This window comes from Coprococcus sp. LG101-27 (assembly GCF_027695515.1).
In the GTDB taxonomy this organism is placed as follows: domain Bacteria; phylum Bacillota; class Clostridia; order Lachnospirales; family Lachnospiraceae; genus Allocoprococcus; species Allocoprococcus comes.
In genome coordinates this window covers 27,495-49,889 of sequence record NZ_JAQEUJ010000013.1, presented here as the reverse complement: position 1 = coordinate 49,889, position 22,395 = coordinate 27,495, and the positions used below count along the sequence as shown (strand labels likewise).

Sequence of the window (22,395 nt, the reverse complement as noted above, 5' to 3'; positions counted from 1 at the left end):
CGCATTACGTATATAAATGCTTTTTACCGTAATAATATAATTTTCTCTTTTCATCCTTTACTGTTCCTTCCTTTTTCTTCTACAAGTTCTGCTTTTTCTGCATCAAGAAACTTTTTCGCAGAATCGCGGATTGCCTCTTTTAGTGCCACATCATATTCCATATGATAATCCTCATAATATTTTTGGAATAAAGTGATGCTTCTTTCCTTGTAATCTTCATTTGCTTTCAATTTGCTATACATCTCTTTTGGAAGACAGTCTTCCATATTTTCCAGAACGCTTTCTTTTAAGTACAAATACTTCTGTTCTTCATACGCCTGAAATAATTCCCACTCTGTCAACAGAATTTTCTGCCCATTTCGAACAATTTCCATACCTTCTTATTCACCCTCTTCTCTCACTTTACGCTGCGGCACTAAGGTTGACCGGAAGAACCAGATATACATAACTGTCTTTTTCATCTCTTACAGTACATGGCGTTTTTGCACTCGTAAAATACATGAAGACTTCCTCATCATCAATCACCCGCAGCATCTCCAATAAGAATTTGGGATTAAACCCAATTCGTAATTTCTCTCCCTCTTTTACAACGAACATACTTTCATTCATAGAGCCCATGTTTGATACTGCTTCCAATGACAAAATATTTTCTTCAATATTTAGAATAATTGGCTTTTTTGCATCGTCCTTCAATAACAAACTTGCTCTGTCAATACATTCCTGTAATTCCTTTTTCTGAACTTTGATTTTTGTTCCATAATCTTTTGATAATAACTGCTCCACTTTTAAATATTCTCCCTCAATCAACCGGGAGATTGCTCTGGTATTTTCTATCTCAAACTGAATATGGTTCTCTGTAAAGTAAACTGCAATTTCCTTCTCCGGATCTCCGCCAATAATCTTGATGATTTCTGCCAGTGTTTTTCCTGGAACAATGACCTTTCGCGGTTCATATTCTTTTTTCAGTTTGATTTTTCTAAGTGAAATACGGTGTCCGTCCAGCGCTACAATTTTCAGTTCTTTTCCATTAATTTCCCACAGTTCTCCTGTCATTGCCTTCTTTGAGGAAGTATCTGCTACTGAAAAAATCGTTTGCCGGATTGCCTCTTTTAAGTCAAACTCTGAAATCGTGACATGATTCTTCCGTTCCATATCGGGAATACAGGTGTACTCTTCTGCTGACTTTACAGAAAGATTATACTTCGTCTTCTTACAGCGTACAGTCGCCTGATCTTTTTCCCCTGTTTCCAGTACAACATCTCCCTCTGGAAGTTTTCTTACAATCTCCCCAAATACTTTTGCCTGGATTGCAATACTGCCTTCCTCTTCAATGTTTCCCGGCATTACTGTTTCAATCCCCAATTCCAGGTTATTCCCGGTAAGGGTAATCTCCTCTTTTTCTGCCCGGAGCAAAAGACACTCCAAAATAGAGGTGGTTGCTTTTGCAGGAACTGCCTTTGATACAGTCTGAACTGCCTTTGCTAAATCTGTCTTTTTACAAATAATTTTCATAAAATAGTTCTCCTTTCATACAACGATAATGTCTGCTTCTAAAAACTGAATTTGTCCTCCTTTCCATTTCTGCATACAAAAAAAGACACAAAAAACCATACGATTATTCATGTCTTTCTTTCTATTTCTCAGGATATTCCTTAAAATACTGCTTTTGGCTTCTGCCAAAATGAAATACTAACTACAAATTTTTCCATTTGTAAAAATATATTCAACAATATATTAACACAATATATAGTTTTTTACAATCCATTTTTTCTATATATTGTATGCATAATATTCCCTTATAAAAACTCTTTTTGTCCCATGTTCCAAAGGAACTCTTTAATCGTATCCATCTCCTTTTCTTTACATAAAATGCTTTTATTCTGATATAGGTAAATCATCTGCCCAGTCACATCTATTATAAAATCCTGATTGACAAGATATTCTCCAGAAACGTTCAGAAAAGAGGTCTTTTTTCGTATTGTTTCCAATACTTTCTCTGTCAGTATATAACCCGATTTTTTCTCTCCTTTTTCTGTACAAATATCCCCGGTTTTTAAATCAATATAAACAACTTCGGATAAACACATAGCCCATGCAGAATCCATGCTTTGATCAAACAGGAAAATCGTTTTCTTTGGAAAATACTTTCTGAAAAAATGCTGGTAGATATTTAAACTTTCTACCTGTTCTTTTTCCGTCAAATAATGTGCTGCCTTATATTCATATCCATAAAAAGCCCGATTCGTAGACGTTCCGAAAAAGTAGAGAGAAGTTTTTTGTCCTGTTTCCCGGATATATTTGGCGGCTGTCAGTCCACAATTATCTATCGTATCTTCCAAAAACACGATATCCATAGGACTTTGTTCATTTGCTTTGCGCAAAGCCTTTATCGTAGAATATTCATAAATCGCATATATGTTATCTAGCTGACACGCTTCCTTTCGGATCTTCTTTCGTATATCATCCAAAAGCTTGCTTTCTTTCTGGTAAAATATCGCAATTTTCATCATTTGTATTCCCTCCCCTTTTTCTTTTAGAATAGCATGCTCTGGTAAAACCACAAGGTTCTTTGTTTAAATTGCCTTTTTTATTGCGTAATTGGCTGTTCATGGTATTTTTTAGGGGGCATGTCACCGACACACCCCCGCCATCATCAAATTTCTATGCTACAAATGTGAAAAATTTTTCTTCCACATTCACACGACAGACTCTGTCATTTTCCAGTTCACGATACAGTATGGAAAATACTTCCACTACTTCCTGAATGCTCAATCCTTGAATTTCTATGTTTCGAAAAATCTCTCCCAAACATACATCGGAATCTCTATATGCTTGCCGTACAAGGTTACAGGCATCTTCTATCGTCTTCACCGTAATACAGATTTCTTCCACTATATGCTCACCCTTTCTTTTTACTGCCAGCTCTGTTTTAGGGGGTTAGAAGCAGATACCGTATCCATAAACCGTTCCAAATACGGTACGAACAAAGTCACCCACGAAAAAAAGAAATCCCTGGCAAAACGTGTGGCGGGTGCATTTATCAACCCTTTTACTGCTATTTTATTTTGCCTTGCTTTTGTTTCCACGATTACGGATATGATTTTCCCGTATTTTTCACTCTTTGGAAGCGTACCAGAGGACTTTGATTTTTTGACAGTCGTTATCATTTTAACTATGGTATTTATTTCCGGTACCCTTCGCTTTGTGCAGGAATCCCGCAGCGGAAATGCGGCGGAAAAGCTGCTTGCAATGATCACAACCACCTGTACCGTCACCCGCATAGGGCAGGAAAAAACAGAGATACCCATGGATGACCTGGTGGTAGGTGATATTGTCCATTTATCTGCTGGGGACATGATTCCGGCGGATGTCCGTATCCTGGATGCAAAGGATCTATTTGTCAGCCAGGCAAGCCTTACCGGAGAAAGTGAACCGGTTGAAAAGATCCCTCATGTAAGCCCACATAAGGACAGTGTGACGGATTATACCAATATTGCATTTATGGGCAGTAATGTAATCTCCGGAAGTGCAACGGCTGTTGTTATCTGTGTTGGCGATCATACGCTGTTTGGCTCTATGGCCGCTGCTGTTGCCGGAGAAGCTGTGGAAACCAGTTTTACGAAAGGTGTCAATGCTGTGTCATGGGTACTAATCCGTTTTATGCTGGTCATGGTTCCGCTGGTATTCTTTGTGAATGGCATTACAAAGGGGGATTGGCTGGAGGCTTTCCTATTTGGGATTTCCATTGCAGTGGGACTCACACCGGAAATGCTTCCGATGATTGTAACCACCTGTCTTGCAAAAGGCGCTGTTTCCATGAGTAAAAAACAAACCATTGTAAAAAACCTCAATTCCATTCAGAATTTTGGTGCTATGGACATCCTCTGCACAGACAAGACAGGGACACTGACACAGGATAAGGTGGTATTGGAATATCATCTCAATGTAAATGGAGAAGATGATACCAGAGTCCTTCGCCATGCCTATCTGAACAGTTATTTTCAGACAGGATATAAAAATCTCATGGATCTGGCTATTATCCATAAAACAGAGGAGATGGAAGCGGCAGATAAACGTCTGATTGACCTGTCCGAAACCTACGTCAAGGTGGATGAGATTCCCTTTGACTTTAAACGCCGCCGTTTATCCACTGTGGTACAGGATAAAAACGGAAAGACACAGATGGTAACAAAAGGTGCTGTGGAAGAAATGCTTTCGATCTGTAGCTTTGCAGAATGTGACGGGCATGTACAACCTCTGCGTGATGAAGTGCGGAGCCGGATTTTGAAAACTGTAGATGGATTAAATGAAAAAGGCTTTCGTGTTTTGGCTATCGCCCAAAAGAGCAACCCATCTCCAGTAGGCGCTTTTGGTGTTAAAGATGAATGCGATATGGTGCTGATTGGTTATCTGGCATTTTTAGATCCACCGAAAGAGTCTACTGCCGATGCTATCCAGGCATTGAAAAACCATGGGGTCCTTACCAAAATCCTCACAGGTGATAATGAAAAAGTAACCCGGACCATCTGTAAACAGGTCGGGCTGAAGGTTCGCAATATGCTCCTGGGTTCTGATCTGGAACACATGAATGATGCGGAACTTGCCAGGGCGGCAGAAACCACCGATGTCTTTGCGAAACTGACACCGGAGCAGAAAGCCCGTATTGTTTCTGTTCTTCGTGAGAATGGTCATACGGTTGGATTTATGGGTGATGGAATCAATGATGCTGCTGCCATGAAATCTGCGGACATCGGCATCTCCGTAGATACAGCGGTAGATGTGGCAAAAGAATCCGCAGACATCATTCTTTTAGAAAAAGATCTGATGGTCTTGGAACAGGGCATCATTGAAGGGCGAAAAACTTATGCCAACATGATCAAGTACATCAAAATGACGGCTTCCTCCAATTTTGGAAATATGTTTTCTGTACTGGCTGCTTCTGCTCTTCTGCCATTCCTGCCAATGGAAAGTGTACATTTGATTTTCCTGAACCTGATCTACGACCTGTCCTGTACGGCAATCCCACGGGACAATGTAGATGAAGAATTTATTGCCAAACCACGGAAATGGGATGCCTCCAGTGTAGGCAGTTTTATGATCTGGATCGGACCAACCAGCTCCATCTTTGATTTTACCACATACATTTTCATGTACTTTGTATTCTGCCCATTCTTTGTATCTAAGGGTATCCTGTTCAATGACCTGCCGACTCATTTTAGCGGAACAGAGCTGACGGCGATGCAGACACAGTATATCGGAATGTTCCAGGCTGGCTGGTTTGTAGAATCTATGTGGAGCCAGACATTAGTGATCCACATGATCCGTACACCGAAGCTCCCATTTATCCAGAGCCGGGCATCTGCTCCTGTGACATTCCTTACAATGACAGGGATTACGATTCTAACCGTCATACCATTTACGATATTTGGAAAGCTTCTTGGGTTTGTGGCACTGCCAGCAGCATACTTTGCGTATCTGCTTCCGTGTATCTTATTGTATATGGTTTTGGCAACAAGCTTGAAAAAAGCTTATGTCCGTCACTTTGGCGAATTGCTTTAAGGAGGTGCAACAATGAACTGGAAAGAACTTTGGATGACACTTTTTGGAACTACGGAATGGCTTGGTCTGAACATAGGATTCTGGGTGGCTTTAGCTGCTGTATTACTGATTGTAATTCTTATGAACGTCCTATTTTGGTCTATGAAGCCGAAAACAGACACCCAAAACTGTCCTAATAAAAAAGAGGCATAAAAGAAACGTAGGAATTCACTACGTCGGACCTTTAAAAACAACACAATTGAAAAATTTAATCCCCGTTTTGGAAAGTCAAAAAATCCAAAACGGGTTTCTCTAGTATGACAGTTTTTTTAAATACTGCATCTGCCCATAATTATGTTTAGTCCTTAGTAACTAAAATGAATTTATTTCTATAGTAAAAGAGTAGGTGATATGCCAAATAACATCCTGTGAACACTGCAAGTTTCAGATTATCGTTAGTTTTCAATGCCTGTTCAAACAAACTTTTCATCAGTATAATCATCGACTCATAATAGTCTTGTTCAAAAGCCTGCACAAGCGGCATATTATATTCATCAATCAAAAGGATTACTTTTCTGTTATAATGCTTTGTGAGCAATGCTGATAAAATTTTCAGACTGCTAATATTGACAATATCACAATCCATATCTTTGCACATCTAATTATAATACCTTCTCCATCGTTATAAATTTTCCCCAAAGTATCTTTATAAATCCAGAATGCAAAACTTTTATCACTTCTGTTTTTACTATCATATTAAAGTATACTTAATATATCTCCACTCCTACGCAAAATCTGCTTCCAAAAGTTCACATAGTTCTATCCCACGTCCACTTAACTTATATTTTAGCAACTTACTAATACGTTCATCACAGGTTATGAAAAATAATTGCTCCATAGTTGCTTTTGATGTCATTTGATACTTGAGCAAATCCATGAATGCAAGCATATTTACATCATCCATACAAGCTGTTAAGTCATCGATAAAGTATACCTTCATCTTTTCACAATCATTTCTTGCATTGATACCAGCAAAAAAATGAGCTAGCATAAAGACACTGATTTGACCATTGCTCAAAATATTAACAATATTTTTATCTTTATCATCAACTAACGATATCCCCCCATTTTCCTGAACAATATTGATTCCCTCACTAGAATTAAATCTTGCCAGTTTATTATAGAACTTACTAAGAGCCGGACCTACTTTTTTGTACTCATCTTGTGAAAGTTCCTCCACAAGCATTCTGATATCTCTTGCTCTCTGAGTTGCAATATTTTTCAATGTCTGAAGTTCTTTTATCTCAGAATCAAGGTTTTTATTATTCTCATTACCTTCCTTCAATTTCTTTTTCAGATCACATAAAATCTGATTTGCCAAAATACTATCAATAGAATTAAGCTTTGATACAAACAACTCATAAGAAAAATTTGTTACCTCATAAGATCTGGTAATAAGATTTTTTACTTTTTCATATGTCTGTTGTATCGTCTCATTTTCAAACTTGTACCCTAAAACCATTAGAATCTGTTGATAAGCATCCCTCACTTCTTGCTCTTCAGTTTCCCTCAAAAGCTTTTTCTCTACATGTACCAGTAATTCCTTTACCTTTTCTTCTGTTATTTCTTCTACCTTGATTTCTTGTCCAGACTGCTGTAATACCTTAACCGCATCAAAATATGGTTGCGTTTCATCCTTTAGAATTTTCAGATTGTTAATTTCTTTTTCTAACGTTTCCTTCACTTTGTTTACTACACTTTTTGTACGATTAATGATTTTCTGATAAAGAGTTTCAATCTCCGTCTGTAACAAAGTTTTATTCGCTTCTTTTTCCTTTACAACTTCTCCATTCTGCTTGATATACTCATCAGCTTCCTTAAGTATCAAAGATTCTTCCATGGTAGAAAATGTCTTTGAACCACAAACAGGGCATCGAACAGAACCATTTTCTTTGAAAGTATCATTTCTATATTCAATCACCGTTTGTTTATTTGCGGAAAGAGAAGATAGCAGTTTCAACATCCTATTATTCTTGGAAAGTAGTTCAATCTCGTCGGAAAGATCCTTCACATTTTTTTCTTTCTCTTCAATTGTCTTCTTATCCACATCGAAATCAGCTTTCGTAAATCCATCAATTTCTAAAGTAAGCAAGGTTTCCCCATCTCGAAAAATCGTATCCTTTAAAAAAGACAACTCTTTTAATTTTCTAAGCTTCTTTTCACGAATTGTAATCGTATCCATATTTTTCGAAAATCCTACATTTACTGCACGTTGAATAGACTCTCCCTTCGTCTCCCAGCAAGAAATTATTTTTTTTATAACAGACTGCCGACTCTTTAAAGCCTCATTTTCTACAAGTTTACAAAGTTCTTCTTTTACTATATGGTAACCGCAATTTTCCACTTCTGCTTTTTGCGCCCTTAACTCCTCTTTATTAAGATCCGTAATCTCTTTCTTTTCATCCGGATAGAAAATCGTCTGGGGATACGAAACCACTTTTGCATCCTCATAAGCCTTTTTTAACTGCTCTTCGTAATTTTTAATCACTTCCTGCGGTACCTTCTGTTTTCCCTTATCCTCAATATAGCGCTCCACGTCCTCTGCAAAAATATCCAGATTCTCTGCAATCTGTTTCTGTTCATCGTAATTCGTTATAAACTCACCAAAGAAATCCTTCAAATCCTTTCTCTTTCTGCTTTGGACATTAATTGCTTTCTGAACATCACAAAAATGAAAATTATAGAAACTATCTCCTACATATTCCTGAATAAATGCTTTCGCCATTTCTTCATTCTTATCAATCATAATCTTAGATAACTCAGGATTTAATTCATCCTTTGTCTGCTCTCTGCAAAGAATTCTCTCCTTTTCTCCGTCCAATAACCAGAGAATTACCTTGACTTTCGCTTTTGCTCCAGCATCTCGGTTCTTTAGAATTCCTCTAGTATTCATCCTACGTTCATCGCCGTTAGTACTTCTAGTATCAAAAGCAGTTTTTAATCTTCCGATATTGCCCGTCAGACACCACTCAATCGCATCGACAGTTGTCGTTTTTCCAATTCCATTTGCAGCGGAAAGTAGCACAACCGATTTATCCTGAAAATCGATAGTTTTATCACAAAATCCTCTAAAATTTACCATTTTTAACTTGCGGATTATCATATTCTCAGCCACTCCTTAATTTTCTCAAAATCCTGTCCTTTAAAAGATTTATCCCATATACCTTCTCTTTCTTTTTTTTGAACTTTTTTCTGCTCTTTTTTCATTAGTGCTAAAAGTTCCTCATCCTCTGGAAGCAACTGTCTCAATCGTTTTATCTGCTCCACATCTGGTGCAAATGCATCTACCGGAATCATATGGAATGGTAATTCAATCACATCATCATCATCAATTACAATCTGATCCCTATCTGTCATATCGCCCTTGATAATGATCTTTCTTGATATCAACAAATTGCCTTCTCTGCTCTTATCTGGAGTATCACCAGAATAAACAATCAATTGCACAATATTATATTTTAACTTATGAATTGTTTCTGATTTGCCATTGATAATTGTAAATACACGGATACAATCATCCCAGTAATCGCATAAAGTATCTATTTTCATCAAGTTTCCATCGAGAAGGAAAAACAATTCATCTTTTTGATTGCTAATAAAAATGCTTAATAACTCTTCTGGCTTTTGATCTTGATCAAAAATATCATCCAAATCAATATCATATTTTGAAGCATTATCTTTAACGAGGATATCCTTATATCCATTTTTCTTAAATTCTTCCTGCAAAATCATGTCTACACCTCCTCTTTCACACATTTCTCAGAAAAAATACAATCGCTACAATTTTCCTTTATGCTCCACTCAGTCTCATCAATTCCAATACAATCCATACACTCGATATAAAAACTATCTTCTCCAAGATCAGCAACCGTAGGATTCTCATTTACATTTGCTGTGCTATAGTTATAATAGTTTTTACCTTTCGTAAGTTTAGTATTTTCAAAAAACCATTTTCCGGGTTTTGGTGAGCTCTTTACCATACGTTCTACAATCTTTCGTTTTACACTATTAAACTTTCCACCCACTGGTGGGAGAATCACACTACGGTCTATATACTTGTCTTCAGTAAAATTTAAACAAACATAGTCAGTTACCGATAAAACCATGTAATTAACAGGATTAAGCCATCTCAAATGGTCAGAAATCTCTGTCTCATCATTTATCCTTTCCTGACAAATGTTTAGTATAATCTTCCACAGATAATCTAAAAAAGACTGAAAGGCTGATTTACACTCCGCCATATAAATCAATCGAGCATCTACTGTCGCTTTTCTGTAACCAGAAACCTCATTAGCATCTCCTATGCTGAATGTATTCAATAATTGATATTGACCATCCACCGTCTTACCAATTTCCTTTATCCAGCGTACTGTATTCTTATATATCACATTCAACATATGAGTTTGTAGTCCTGAAAGATCATTATTATTGATAATCTCTCCATATTCCTCACACGCAACGCCAACCAGATAATTTACGATAGTCTGTTCCGTCTTCGTCATGGTAGAAGTTTTCATATACGAATCAAAGCTCTTTTTATCTACTCGTAACTGTGAAAAATCCGGATCATCTAATACATAACGCTGTTGCAAATATGAAATTGCAAGGCCAAGCAGGATTAACTGCCGATGTTCTTCATCACTCCCCTCCTTATCAAAGCTTGGATAAGCTTTACTTAACGCTTCCATCAAGTCCTTTTTGTATTGTTTGATATCCTGTTGGGGAATAACATCAAAATTAGTGACAAACTCTTTCAGTGATGACTCTGATGCCATCTTTTTAAAAAGTCTCTTTTTCTGTTCCTCTTTTATATTTATTGAATAAATATTCGTTTTCAGCCAGATAACCGAATCCTCAGCATTTGGATAAATCACTGACTCTGGAAGCGTATTTTCAAGTTCTATATTTTTTTTCATCTTATCAAGCGTCAGTTCCTTAACCTCAGAATTTGTATGAATATAAAGTCTAGGAGCTGCTATCAATGTGCTCTGAAGCATCTGAAGACGAAGATACTGATAGTAAAGATCTGTTGAAATTTCTTTCATTTTCGGACTTGCCTTTGGATAATACTTTACCTGAATAATCTCAAATGTGCCATCCTCAAAAAACACGTCTACATCCTCTAGGCACTCTAAGCAGACATACTTTACTTGTTTCTTAAGAAGACTCATAATCGCAACATAGTCTTGAAATAAAAACCCCCTAATTTTACTCGAGGCATCTCTATTTTTATCTCCCTCATACATGACTGATAGTTTTTCAAGTTCCGTTCTCGTAAGTACACTCACAGATTATTTCCTCCTTTTATTGCTCTAAAATAAGATCCGAAATTTACCAGAGCTGAAAAACGGTTTTTGAAAAATTCAAAACGAACAAAATCACTGTGCGATGGCCTGCTATAGGCTGTGGCGCAGTTTTTCTATTAGCAAAAGCAGTAGACGTTTGTCTAAATTTTATCATTATATTACTCCTGTATTCAAACAGAACTCTATCAAAATCACTTTGATACGATTTATCCTGCTCCCATGGCTAGATGTTTCTTTTTTGTTTTCTTCCATTTTTCATGGTATTTTCCATTCCCATGCCTAACTATAAACACACTCTCAGCTCAATTTTCATGATACTAAATTGCAACTGCACCTTAAAAATCTCCTATTTTCTTCTCAAGACCCTCTGACGAATACAAAAATAATCATCTCTATGTACGAATCGGATCACCTGTCCATCTATTTTTATTATTCCATCTAGTATTTTCTGTCCCTACAGTCCGCAGAAACAGTTTAAAAACGAACAAAACAGCTCTCAATACCACTCATTTTCTGCCTTATAAATAGTATGACACGAAATATTGCACTCTCGTAACTGCTCCAAAGCCTTTCTTAGCATCAATTATTCTTTCCACAACATTTTTTATATTTCTTTCCTGAGCCACATGGACATGAATCATTTGGATATATTTTCTTTTCTACTCGTATTGGTTCCTCGTTCAGCCCTCTCGGAAACATTGTTGTTTGAATAACATCCGTATTTCCATTTAAGTCGACCTGCACTCCCATAGCTTGCAACTGTGGTGTGGCATCCTTTAAAATCGCAGCCGCATTAGAACTAGCCGGAACAATTGTTGGCATTTTATCGATAGGCATTTTTCTCGCCATTTCACTTGGTTTGTACCCTCTGTTCTCTTTCATTCGGGTATTGTTGTGTGCCGCCACAAGTAACTCTAGCAATTCATTTATCATCTTCTCTTCAAATTCAATATTGGCTTTCGTCATTTTATTGATAATCTTTGATGGCGATTCGCTTTCATAACTATTTGCCCATACTTGCAGACACCATGTCACTGCTTGTTCATAAGGAAGCCTTAATTTCTTAATGAAAAAAGATTCCAACTTTTTATATTCAGAGGAACTTGCCTCATATCCAGTTCTACATATCTCATCTATCTGCTGTGCCGATGGAATATAAAAATCTTTATCCATCTGTTGTCGAAGCAAGTAACCAAATTCTTCATCCTCAAACAGCTGTAAATGCACAAATATTCCTTTTTCTGAGTATAATGGATTCTCTTTTGGCCATCCTTTCATCCCAATTCTGTCCATTGTAAAAAGACATGATTCCACAATATCAACCGGCATTTCCCAAAGCATTTCTATCATTTCATCTATAGAGCACTTCACTTTCTGCCTATACATTTCATAAATAACTTCAATCGGTGCTATTCCATAATATTGTATAAAAAAATGTATGCACTTTACCATCCAGCCTTTTCTGCATTGCTTCCGTCGAAATGACTCATCATCTACTTTGGAAAAGGCAACAGCAACATCTTCAAATACACAAAATCTGTCAGTAGGCTCTTCAAAATATCCGATCCAGTATCTGTAAAGCTGCATCGCATCTACCACTTCATTTACAGAAACAGCTGTAGGAGAAATACAAGCTTTCCGAAATAAGTCCATCTGTTCTTTTGTAAGGCATGCTAATCTGCTTCTAAGCATTTCCTCTGTACAAAAATTATCAACAATTCTATCTATTAAATCAGCTTTTCGGAGTCCTGAACACTTTCTGATTTCAAAACTTCTTGCCTGATCTAAGAGTTCTTCTTTTGTATATTCTGTCAAATATTCTCTTAATAACATTTCTGCTCCATATCTATAATAATTTATCTTCTATAACAAAATCCATATTCTTTTTTTAATCTCTCATATATTTCAAATGCGATCGGACAGACTTCTACTGTTTCCAATACACTGTACAAACTATGTAACCTCTCTGGTTGATCCGTATATGGATATTTCCTGCAATTCTCAGGTTTATATTCTCCCAGCTTACAGTTTCCGTCTTTTTCCAGAAAATCACATGGATGATGCTTAGTTACATATATGTTTTCACTTTCTTTTTTCATCAAATACGACTTTATAAACTCTTCTTTCGTAATTCCCAAATATTCTGCATCTTTCTCCAAATCTTCTTCCGGAATACTTCCGCAGTACATCTTACAACAGTTCCTACATCTGCTGCAGTCATAATTTGCAAACAACTCTTCATGAAGTTTTTTGAACCGTTCGTCCAATTCTTTTTCATCTGCATTACATTTTAAAAATGTACGGAATTCAATATTTTCATTTCCCTTTTTCTTCGCTTCAAATTTTACTTTTCTTGGTGCAATCATATTATCACCTCATTTTTCTCATCTTTTGCTGACACTGAGCCTTTTCTCACCCAACTCTGTCCCGTCAAATTTATCCTTTACATATTGACAGGTTGCAAAATAATAATCCTGACTTCCTTTCTATCAAAACTCCTGTTAAAATTTGTTTCAAAAGCATGCCTGTCTTTTATAATTTTTTCTTTGTCGTAGATATAAAAGAATATATAATCCGCCTTATAATGTACAATATCAGCTTCTATTTCTTCTGTCAGCTTTTTTAAGTTTGTTGATGTTCTTGTACACTTTGCTTCTATGATTGTATTTAAAGAAAGAATTTTTATATCGCTTCTAACAGTTCCAACTCCCGAATCATCACTTACCTCTCTTCTAGCATCCGGATACAATGGCTTTATAACTGCATAAAGCAAATGCTGTAAATCATATTCATTTTCAATCTGTATTTTTTTCAAGTTTTCAGACGTAAGTGATGCCCTCTTATCTGGTTTTACTTCCCTAAACGCTTCTAAGAAGAAATAAAAATTTCGCAGATACCTTTCAATCTCCTTTTGAATAAATTGTGATGACTCCTCATATTCTTCACATAAAATACTGTCCAAATAGATCAACAGATTTTCTTTTGCCTTTAACATATTTTCACGGGTAGATTCTTTTGAAAATTTGTTCACCATATATTTCTGTTTATTTCTAATATTTTGAACAATATCATTCTTATATGATTCTTGTTTCATCATCTGGTGCAGCTTCAATATAAATGCCTCATATTCCTCTACAGTATCCACTAATTTCAACTTTTCGATATATTCTTTCAGCATATTATCCATTCATTCTCCCCCATCTCAGATAAAACAAAAACAGCGGATCCAAAACATACACTTTTCCGTCTTTCCATTCTATTGCTTTATAAATTTCTTCTTTTTCTTTTAGGATTGTTTGTAAATTATTTAAATGACTTTTTACAGAATTTCTATCTGGTTTTCCTTCTGTTTTAGGAATAAGGTTTATGATTCTATCATAAACTGTGTCAAAATCTAATTCCATAATTGGAGGATTTTTGGCTAACGATTCCACGATCAGTCCATACAAATCCAATTCTTTTCCATCTAATGTTTTGTATAAATTTCTTTTCTTTCCACGCGGATTTGGACCTTTAGACATTACATTTACCACATCGTAATAGTTAAAGTTAACCGTTGTAAATTTATATGCCATTTCCAACATATCAAAATTTACAATATGCTCATTTTTGTCTTCCAACAATGTGCAAATGCTCAGACAAATATACTGCATTAACTGTGGTGATGTAAGACATTCAACTGCCAACTGTTCTGCAACTTCATCTGTTATCTTAATGTCAAGCTGCTTAAAACCTTTTAAAGCAATCTCTTTTAAATCCTTTTTTTCCCACGCTTCAATATTAATTAAACTCAATCTTCCCGATAAATCTGCATTCTGTCGAATTGCATCGTCTGCCCTATGCGGAAGAGAAACTACGACTACCTTTAATTCTCTTCTAATTGCATCTTTGAGCTGTTGTGCCATTTTTGTCTGCATCTCTTTTGAAGCATAATGAAAATCATCAATTACTAATACTTTATCGTGCTCTTTATAATATTGAATAACGGTATCTTTCGCTAGAACATACTTTTCACTTTTACTATCTGTTTCCTTACTATTTCCTTCATTAACCTCTCTTTCTGTTGTCAATTCTCCTTTATAAGGCAACCCCACTTTTGCAGCAACAATTGCCCAAAAATCTGTGTTGCTGTTAAAATCCGCACCAGAAATTTCAACAATGTTGTCAAATCCAATTACCTTCTCGCATAAGATTGTCTTTCCCATTTTTGATGGTCCAATTAATGATGTAAGGCAACCCGCTGTTCTCAATGCCTGCTTTAAACGCAATTCATATGATATACCTGTATTTTCATAATTCCTGGAGACATATGTATATTCCGGATACGCTCCAGGTTTAAATACATTTTCTGCTTTTAGTCTCATATTAGCACCTCCAAATATTAATTACTCTAATTATAACACATTTTATTACTTTTTAAACATTTTATTACTTTTTATTGGTCTAAATATCATTTGACCATAATATAACTTCATTGTTATACTCCAGCACAAATGATTTTGTTCTCTAGCATACTTAATAGAAAACAAAAAGGCTGAAGCCCATGATGCGACTCCAACCCTTTAATTTCTCTCGACAAAAGAAAACATATAACCCTTGCATTTATATTTAATTATTCTGAATGATATTCACTCCAAATTACCATTTTTGCGTAACAAATTCAATTTCGTAACAATATCATTCTTTCATTTTCAGTTTCGTTTAGTTTCATCCAATCCATACATCTCGTACTTCAAATCACAGAACAACACTATATATTGTTCTTTAGCACTGCTACATTATAGCACTTCAGAAACATCCAGAAACAAAATACTCTATCTAAAATTGTATTATACTGTTTTACTTCCATGTTACACTTTTATCTACTAGACTACTTTCCAATCAATCATTTCAAGCACTCTCTAGGATTTCAAATGATATATTTTTGATGTAAATTCTCACTTTCAATTTTAAATCCCCTTATAAATTAAGGTTTTTTCAAATATGTTTGTCTGCTGCCGTGGCAGATAAAAAGTACTTTTATCATTATTGCATAACCTCGCATTTCTTAGTTTTTCTTGGTATTTCGGGCTTTGTAAGCCCTTGTAAAAAATTGCTTTCTGACATAAATTGGTGTGTTATGGCATATGTTATACCGCAAAAGGTGTAAAATAAGGTGTAGATTTCACGGTTTTACACCTTACTATTTTAAGCTTTAAAAACGTAATTACACAACCCGAAGTCTGGCGACTTCTTCTCTGGCATCCTCAAGATTTACATGTGTATACGTATTCAATGTAACACTTATATCTGAATGCTCCATCAAATATTGTAATGCCTTTAGATTCATTCCCGACTTCGCCATATGGGAACAATAAGTGTGTCTGCATACATGCGGTGTAACATTTGGCATCTGAACCTTGTAAATTCTATTATACTTCTGAACGATATGTTTAAAGTAATGCTCCCAGTGTAAGGAATAACATATACTTCCATCTTTATCAAAGTATAAAAATCCGCTTTTTCCATCTATCATAGGTTCTGCTTTTGGTGGATTTCGTTTTTCTATAATCTTCTGAAAACATTCTTCCACATCCGCAGTCATAGGTATCTTTCTTGTTCCGCTGGTTGTCTTCGTTTCTTGAATGTAATATCCGATTTTTGATTTCTTCTGCAATTGATGGTCAATATTGATTGTGTGTTCCTTAAAATCAATATCAGAAACAGTCAGCCCACAAAATTCGGAAATACGAAGACCCGTCTTAAACAGTATATAAATGCCTTCGTAGTATTTACTGAAATGTGGATCATCCTTCACAAATCGTAAAAGTTTACGTTCCTCTACTCTGCTGATTGCTTCTCTTGTCACACTGTCATTCACAATCACTTCCACCAGTTGAAACTGAAATGGATTTTTCCTAATCAGATCATCGTCTACTGCTAATTGAAATGCCGGACGAAGAACTCCACGAATAGAATGAATGGAACTGTAGCTTTTCTTCTCAACTTTTTGAAGATGGATCAGCCAGCATTTCGCATCAGAAATCCGAACCATGTCAATACGTTTTCTTCCAAATGGATCTTTCTTCAGAAGATTGACGACCGTCCCATATCCAGCAACCGTTGTCGGTCTGACACCAGTTCTAGTCGAAATATATTTTTCAACCAGTTCCAGCACTGTCATATTTCCGCCATTTGTTACAATCTGGTCAAATCGGTCTGCCTGGATTTTCTTTTCCATTTTGCGAAGTGATGATGTACAACGTTTTCCTTTGGGAGTCGCATCATTGTGGTCCAGTCTCCAACTATATACGCAGCGTTCTTTTCCCATCCCATCTACATACTTAAATCGATATCTGCCATCCGATAACTGCATTTCTCCATTGTGTAATATACGTCCTCTATGATCTCTCCTTTTTTCACTCATAATATTTTAGTCTCCTTCATCAAATGTTCATTTAACTTGGAAGACCGTCTCGGTAGTATTGATTATATCACAAGACACTCTCTTCGCTAAGATAAAATGAACATTATTTTCGCCATTGATTTCTGCCTTATCGACTGTCTTTTAAACCGTGCTGGATAAATCCAGGTACTTCTCAAATAATCTTCTCTTGAACCGAATATGTGAGCCAATTTCCAGAATAAAATCTGCTCCCACATTTTCATTGGCGATCTGTCTCAGCCTCTTCTCTCCAATCCCGTAATACTCTGCAGCCTCCGGAATGTTCAAAGAATATTTTTCCCAAACAGGTACCGTCTTGTCCACATTACTCATTTGCATTCAGCCTCCCTTCGGCTCCGTCCAATAGCTTTTTTGCTTTATCCATTTTCATATTTGCGATTTTCTCCCGTTTACTTGTCCCTCCCACATATATCGGTGTACACATTTCCAGAATACGATCATAAATACGCTTTTTCTCTAACATCGTTTCATTTTTCAGTTCTTTCAACGGAAGATTGGTTGTTACAATCAATGGTCTTCCAGAGCAGATTCTCCGGTCTATGACGCTAAATACAATTCCCAACGCATATTCTGAATTACGTTCTACGCCCAGATCATCGATAATCAAAAGTTCATAACCAGCCAAGGCATCGATGTATTCTGTTTTATCTGCCAATGGAAATATATCATCAATAATCGTATTGAAATTTGTCATCTTGACTGTTACTTCCTGTTTCAAAAGGGCATTGGCAATACAACCGGAAACATAGCTTTTTCCAGTGCCAATCGGTCCCCAGAACAATAACCCTATATGATTTCGTTTCATCTCATTCCAATTTTCAACATAACTTTTTGCTCGATTCATAACCGCATCCGACATATCCGCATTTTCAAACGTCCACTCTTCCATTCTGGTTTCTTCAAAACAGATTCTTGTATTTCTACTGACTAATTCCCGGTGTTCTTTTTCCTTAAAATATCTTTACTTTTCTTCATATTCTTTTCTGTCGCAGGCACATTGTCTGGAATGTTTCTTCATCCCCATAAATCCTCCTGCCGGGAAATACGCCTCTTTCGGTTCTCCACAGACTTTGCAATACTTCAATCCATCTTTAACCCAATACATTGTATCTTCTTCTCTCATCACAGACTTTCTCCTTCTCCATAGCAATAATTTACTTCATGATATTTATTTCTTTTATATTTCTCAGTTACTTTACTAGGTGCCACATTCCCGACTTCTGGACAGCCAGTTTTACGACCAAATGGAGTATTCTTTTCCAACTCTGTCATAGCCATCTTCTCGTCCGCTTTATTATCAACTGGCTGTAAACTTATCTCATCAGATGGAATTCTCACATATAAATGATTTGGTTCTGAAAATCCGCCGGATCTGCGAACCAATAATCCTGCCTCGTCTAATTCCTTCAATACTATTTTTACAGATGATTTGCACTTACCAATCTGAGCAGATAATTCATCAATAGGAAATATCAGATATACATTTCCTTTGTTGTCTATCCAACTATTCTTCCTCGATATCCGTGCACGATCATACAAAATCATATAAAGAAATTTTGCATTTTGAAAAATTTAAAGATGTAACAAAAACTTCGGGAACTGGAAATACTGAATTGTCTGCTCTGACTCCGTCATGTATTCATATTTCATTTTCTCGCCTCGTTTCTAATTAAATTTACTGTAAAGATGTTTTCTAAGCCGGCTGAAAAAATGTCCTTACATATATCGAAACGCTGGGAGGCATAAATACAGGGTGTGAACAAAATTTTTTACAAAAACAAAAGCACTCAACTTATTAGGTTGAATGCCTTGTTAAAATATTCATTATTTTGTTGTCTGTGACTCCCTGATACGCTTTGCGTATCTGCTAAAATATATATGCTTGCAAATATATTTTTATGTGAGTATGGGGAAACGAATTCCCCCATCAAGTTCTTGATCCGTGAATAATATAGAATTGGCAAACTGGCGATACTGTATTACACGGGTGGATCTTGCTCTGGTGGTTCTTCTTTTGAAAAGAACTAAATAGTGTTTGAATTCTATTTTGAAATATTGCGGTAACCACCGATCATTATCCATTTTTTTCATTTTATGCTTAATATTTATTGGATAAATGATTTTCATCCTTTTTTCCCTTATGATGATAAAGGAATTTTTATAAGTTTTCCGTTAAAGTCTTATCCTTTTATTTTATATTAATGAACACAAACCTGCTCCGACACAACTTCGTTAAAAGTATGTGATAAATTCACAGTTCCCATTTTAATATGTTTATCAATATACTCAAGTAACTCTGTTCCATCCAAATATATGTACATCTGTGGTGCAACAAATCTCGGCACATCACGCCTTAAATCCTCAAGTGGTATCTCTGTGGTTTCTTGGAACTCATCAATCTCCATAGCATATCGATATGATTCTTGATATTTTTCAATACGGGCAACGGCATCCCTATCGTTTTTAAATTCTTCTCTCCAGTCAGACAACAAATGACGCTTACCAAGATACACAATGCCTGTGATTGCCTTAACAGGTGCACTCTCATACATATATGCCATGATTGGTTCATCCGGGAAATTTCTTCTATGTTCAAATATTTTTTCCCCAGACTTTATTTTTTCATACACTTCTGGTTTAAAACTTAAAAGCATTTTTCTCACTTAGAACACCACCTAATTCCATTTACATTCCATATGCAACACTGTCGGTGGCATACCCTCAAATTTTATTGCAAATTTCAAACTCGGTTCAACCTTTGAATCCGCACTATGAATTCTGAAACTTAATTGCCAACCGTTATTTAAATACATCTCAGCCGTATTATCACTGTCTTTTTTCATTTTTAAAGCAACCAATTCTGTAGGAAGTTCAACAATTGGAACTGTAATCGCTGATACCTTTACTTTACTTGGTTTATTTAAATTCCCATGAACATTAAATGTATAAATCAGCGTTAAATGCTTATTATCTCTACTAACAATCTTATAATAATCTTCAACCCCAATTAGATATTCTAATAATTTTTGCGGCAAGTCCTTATCAATTGAGTATGAACGATTAATCTCGTTCATAAACGCCTTTAATATTGGAATGTATACTTCCGTTTCTTTATTTGGAAATTCTGACCATTTTTCACCATTAGCTTTTCCCGCTTTTAATCTATCAAATATTGGTGATACCGTTTCCCAGTATTCCTGACTACATGGAATTCCAAACCATGCTTTTCCAAAATCTAACTTATGGCTCAATCGACTATGTTTAGCATCTTCATGCTTATGCTTAATACTAAGCCCAATTTCCCATTCAATATCTTCTCTTTTTATTACAATATCTCTAACATCTCCTGCAACGCCTTTTACGTCTTTTTGAAATTCAATAGTAAGTTCATCTTTATCTGTTTCAGACAATCTGGGTTCTAATTCTAAAATCATATCAATGGCGGCACTAGCAGAAAACATAAACAAATCCTGAGTTTCCTCATCCATACGTAACCATGCTTTTTCATTTGCAACTAAACTGGAATTTTTCTCAATTCTTGTTTTTCTCAATTCAGATAATGTTTTATATAAAGTTTGCATCCAAGCATATTCATATGCTCTACCCTGATCATTACTCTTTGTACTCACTTTCTTTTCATTAACCTCCTTGGCATCAATAGCATCTCTATCAATTTCGACGGAATCACCTTTTCCTTCAAGATACAATTTTATTGCTGTTGCAATCTCATATGCCAAATTCACAGGAACTGCATTTCCAATCATCTTATATGCTGTATTTGTATCGTTGTATAAAAATTTGAAATCATCTGGGAACCCTTGTACTCTTGCAACTTCACGAATTGTCATTCTTCTATAAAGATACTCTTTTCCTTCCACAAATCTGCAATCATTTTTTCCAACTTTTACCATTTTAGGCGCCTGTGGATGCAACTGACACTGCCTCCCAGAGGCCTGAACTGTAAATGCTTGTTCATCCCAACCTTTAACACGATTACGACTCATGAATATCGGTGAATATGCACCCGTGAAATACTCATTATTATTTATCGCTTCCGGATTATGTCGATTTTTTTCTCCCGAAGGAACTGCTGTATCTTGCAAATCCCAAATTATATCACGTAAAGTAATCTTCTTAGAATTATCCTTAGTAGACCCCTTAGGAAAACCAAAATCTATGTTCAAATCTTTTCTGAAACCTATATAAAATACTCTTTTTCTTTCTTCCGCAACGCCATAATCTTTAGCATTAACCAACGTAAAAGAAACATCATATCCTGCTTTATCAAATAATTCCAAAATATTTTGAACGGCAATTGAATGTCTATTGGCAAGCATTCCACTCACATTTTCTGCCAAAAAAAACTTTGGCTGAAATTCCTTTAATATTCTTATGTAATCAAAAAATAATTGACCTCTTGCATCTTTAATTCCTTTAAGAGAACCCGCTTCTGACCATGACTGACATGGCGGTCCACCTATGATACCATCCACTTCTCCGTCTATATATTGGGCTATATCATCCTTTGTAACTTGCCTGATATCACCCTCAATTAAATGTGTATTAGGATGATTAACCTTGTAGGTTTCCCATATTGTTTTGTCAAATTCATTTGCTACAGGTATATTAAATCCAGCTCTCTCAAAACCTAAATCAAGTCCCCCACATCCACTAAACAAACTAATTACATTCATTAAATTATGCTCCTTCATTCTCGTTCTTTTTTATTATTTTTGCAGCTTCAATAAGTGCTGTTCTTCGCACAAATTCACTATAAGAAGCATATGCCTCTAATCTGGCAGCCTGCTTGAATTTATCTAATTCTTCTTCGCTCACTCGTATGCTTATTGATATTGATTTTTTCACTCTTGAACACCTCCAACTACTATATAAAATAAAGCATTCGTGCACATATGTCAATACATTGTTGCACGAACGCTCGTTCTGTTTTTTCTATGATCATCTGACAATTTATAAAATTATAATGATTATTAAGTTCTGGGTAATCTTTGTTTTATATAACATCTAGAATATTACTCATCATAA

At 35.8% G+C, this 22,395-nt stretch carries 19 protein-coding genes and 1 pseudogene; 2 read left to right on the top strand and 18 right to left on the bottom strand.

The annotated features are described in order from the left end of the window. Nucleotides 1–50 precede the first annotated feature (50 nt). From PG766_RS10220 to PG766_RS10210, 3 genes are all read right to left on the bottom strand, one after another. Nucleotides 51–374, bottom strand: a complete 324-nt coding sequence (locus tag PG766_RS10220; protein ID WP_021740638.1) for a hypothetical protein — start codon at nucleotides 372–374, stop codon at nucleotides 51–53. Nucleotides 375–402: 28 nt separating this feature from the next. Continuing rightward, a complete protein-coding gene (dnaN, locus tag PG766_RS10215) occupies nucleotides 403–1,512 on the bottom strand; it encodes a DNA polymerase III subunit beta (RefSeq protein ID WP_151165072.1) in 1,110 nt (369 codons plus the stop codon). A 284-nt stretch (nucleotides 1,513–1,796) separates the two neighbouring features. Next, complete coding sequence (locus tag PG766_RS10210) at nucleotides 1,797–2,510, bottom strand: hypothetical protein (RefSeq protein WP_118145129.1); 714 nt, start codon at nucleotides 2,508–2,510, stop codon at nucleotides 1,797–1,799. A gap of 385 nt (nucleotides 2,511–2,895) precedes the next feature. On the opposite strand from PG766_RS10210, the gene mgtA reads away from it, so the two are divergent. Both mgtA and PG766_RS10200 read left to right on the top strand, forming a co-directional pair. Further along, a complete protein-coding gene (gene mgtA / locus PG766_RS10205; RefSeq protein ID WP_334304425.1) occupies nucleotides 2,896–5,559 on the top strand; it encodes a magnesium-translocating P-type ATPase in 2,664 nt (887 codons plus the stop codon). Between the two features lie 12 nt (nucleotides 5,560–5,571). After that, nucleotides 5,572–5,751 carry a hypothetical protein gene (locus PG766_RS10200; protein WP_270590780.1) on the top strand — a complete coding sequence of 60 codons (180 nt, stop codon included), beginning with the start codon at nucleotides 5,572–5,574 and terminating at the stop codon, nucleotides 5,749–5,751. 145 nt (nucleotides 5,752–5,896) lie between these two features. Here PG766_RS10200 and PG766_RS10195 read toward each other — a convergent pair whose 3' ends face one another. The 15 genes and pseudogenes from PG766_RS10195 to PG766_RS10125 all read right to left on the bottom strand — a co-directional run bounded on the left by PG766_RS10195 (nucleotide 5,897) and on the right by PG766_RS10125 (nucleotide 22,215). Next, nucleotides 5,897–6,196, bottom strand: coding sequence for an AAA family ATPase (locus PG766_RS10195; RefSeq protein WP_270590779.1), 300 nt, complete (start codon nucleotides 6,194–6,196; stop codon nucleotides 5,897–5,899). Between the two features lie 126 nt (nucleotides 6,197–6,322). Beyond that, nucleotides 6,323–8,701, bottom strand: a complete 2,379-nt coding sequence (locus PG766_RS10190; protein ID WP_270590778.1) for an ATP-binding protein — start codon at nucleotides 8,699–8,701, stop codon at nucleotides 6,323–6,325. Further along, complete coding sequence (locus PG766_RS10185) at nucleotides 8,698–9,330, bottom strand: hypothetical protein (protein ID WP_270590777.1); 633 nt, start codon at nucleotides 9,328–9,330, stop codon at nucleotides 8,698–8,700. The genes PG766_RS10190 and PG766_RS10185 overlap by 4 nt, the downstream gene beginning before the upstream one ends. A gap of 2 nt (nucleotides 9,331–9,332) precedes the next feature. Continuing rightward, the gene (locus PG766_RS10180) at nucleotides 9,333–10,886 is read right to left on the bottom strand and encodes a hypothetical protein (protein ID WP_270590776.1); all 1,554 of its coding nucleotides are present in this window, start codon (nucleotides 10,884–10,886) and stop codon (nucleotides 9,333–9,335) included. Between the two features lie 597 nt (nucleotides 10,887–11,483). Then, entirely contained in the window at nucleotides 11,484–12,737 is a 1,254-nt protein-coding gene (locus PG766_RS10175) for an SEC-C metal-binding domain-containing protein (RefSeq protein ID WP_270590775.1), read from the bottom strand. 23 nt (nucleotides 12,738–12,760) lie between these two features. Continuing rightward, on the bottom strand, nucleotides 12,761–13,270 hold the full coding sequence (locus tag PG766_RS10170; RefSeq protein WP_270590774.1) for a YkgJ family cysteine cluster protein: 510 nt from the start codon (nucleotides 13,268–13,270) through the stop codon (nucleotides 12,761–12,763). 77 nt (nucleotides 13,271–13,347) lie between these two features. Next, nucleotides 13,348–14,091 (bottom strand): hypothetical protein, encoded by a 744-nt coding sequence (locus PG766_RS10165; protein ID WP_270590773.1) that lies wholly within the window; start codon nucleotides 14,089–14,091, stop codon nucleotides 13,348–13,350. After that, nucleotides 14,084–15,268, bottom strand: coding sequence for an ATP-binding protein (locus PG766_RS10160; RefSeq protein WP_008975335.1), 1,185 nt, complete (start codon nucleotides 15,266–15,268; stop codon nucleotides 14,084–14,086). Before PG766_RS10160 ends, PG766_RS10165 begins: the two co-directional genes overlap by 8 nt. An 842-nt stretch (nucleotides 15,269–16,110) precedes the next feature. Next, on the bottom strand, nucleotides 16,111–17,310 hold the full coding sequence (locus tag PG766_RS10155) for a site-specific integrase (RefSeq protein WP_270590772.1): 1,200 nt from the start codon (nucleotides 17,308–17,310) through the stop codon (nucleotides 16,111–16,113). Nucleotides 17,311–17,451: 141 nt separating this feature from the next. After that, a complete protein-coding gene (locus PG766_RS10150; RefSeq protein WP_195502183.1) occupies nucleotides 17,452–17,661 on the bottom strand; it encodes an excisionase in 210 nt (69 codons plus the stop codon). After that, nucleotides 17,654–18,472 (bottom strand): annotated as a pseudogene (locus PG766_RS10145) (ATP-binding protein). Before PG766_RS10145 ends, PG766_RS10150 begins: the two are co-directional and overlap by 8 nt. Continuing rightward, entirely contained in the window at nucleotides 18,472–18,921 is a 450-nt protein-coding gene (locus PG766_RS10140) for a replication initiator protein A (RefSeq protein ID WP_330610207.1), read from the bottom strand. The pseudogene PG766_RS10145 and the gene PG766_RS10140 overlap by 1 nt, the downstream one beginning before the upstream one ends. Nucleotides 18,922–19,547: 626 nt before the next feature. Continuing rightward, nucleotides 19,548–20,012, bottom strand: coding sequence for a hypothetical protein (locus PG766_RS10135; RefSeq protein ID WP_270590771.1), 465 nt, complete (start codon nucleotides 20,010–20,012; stop codon nucleotides 19,548–19,550). Nucleotides 20,013–20,024: 12 nt separating this feature from the next. Continuing rightward, the gene (locus tag PG766_RS10130) at nucleotides 20,025–22,043 is read right to left on the bottom strand and encodes a HaeIII family restriction endonuclease (RefSeq protein ID WP_270590770.1); all 2,019 of its coding nucleotides are present in this window, start codon (nucleotides 22,041–22,043) and stop codon (nucleotides 20,025–20,027) included. Nucleotides 22,044–22,047: 4 nt separating this feature from the next. Then, nucleotides 22,048–22,215 carry a type II toxin -antitoxin system TacA 1-like antitoxin gene (locus PG766_RS10125; RefSeq protein ID WP_118001180.1) on the bottom strand — a complete coding sequence of 56 codons (168 nt, stop codon included), beginning with the start codon at nucleotides 22,213–22,215 and terminating at the stop codon, nucleotides 22,048–22,050. Between the last annotated feature and the right edge of the window lie 180 nt (nucleotides 22,216–22,395).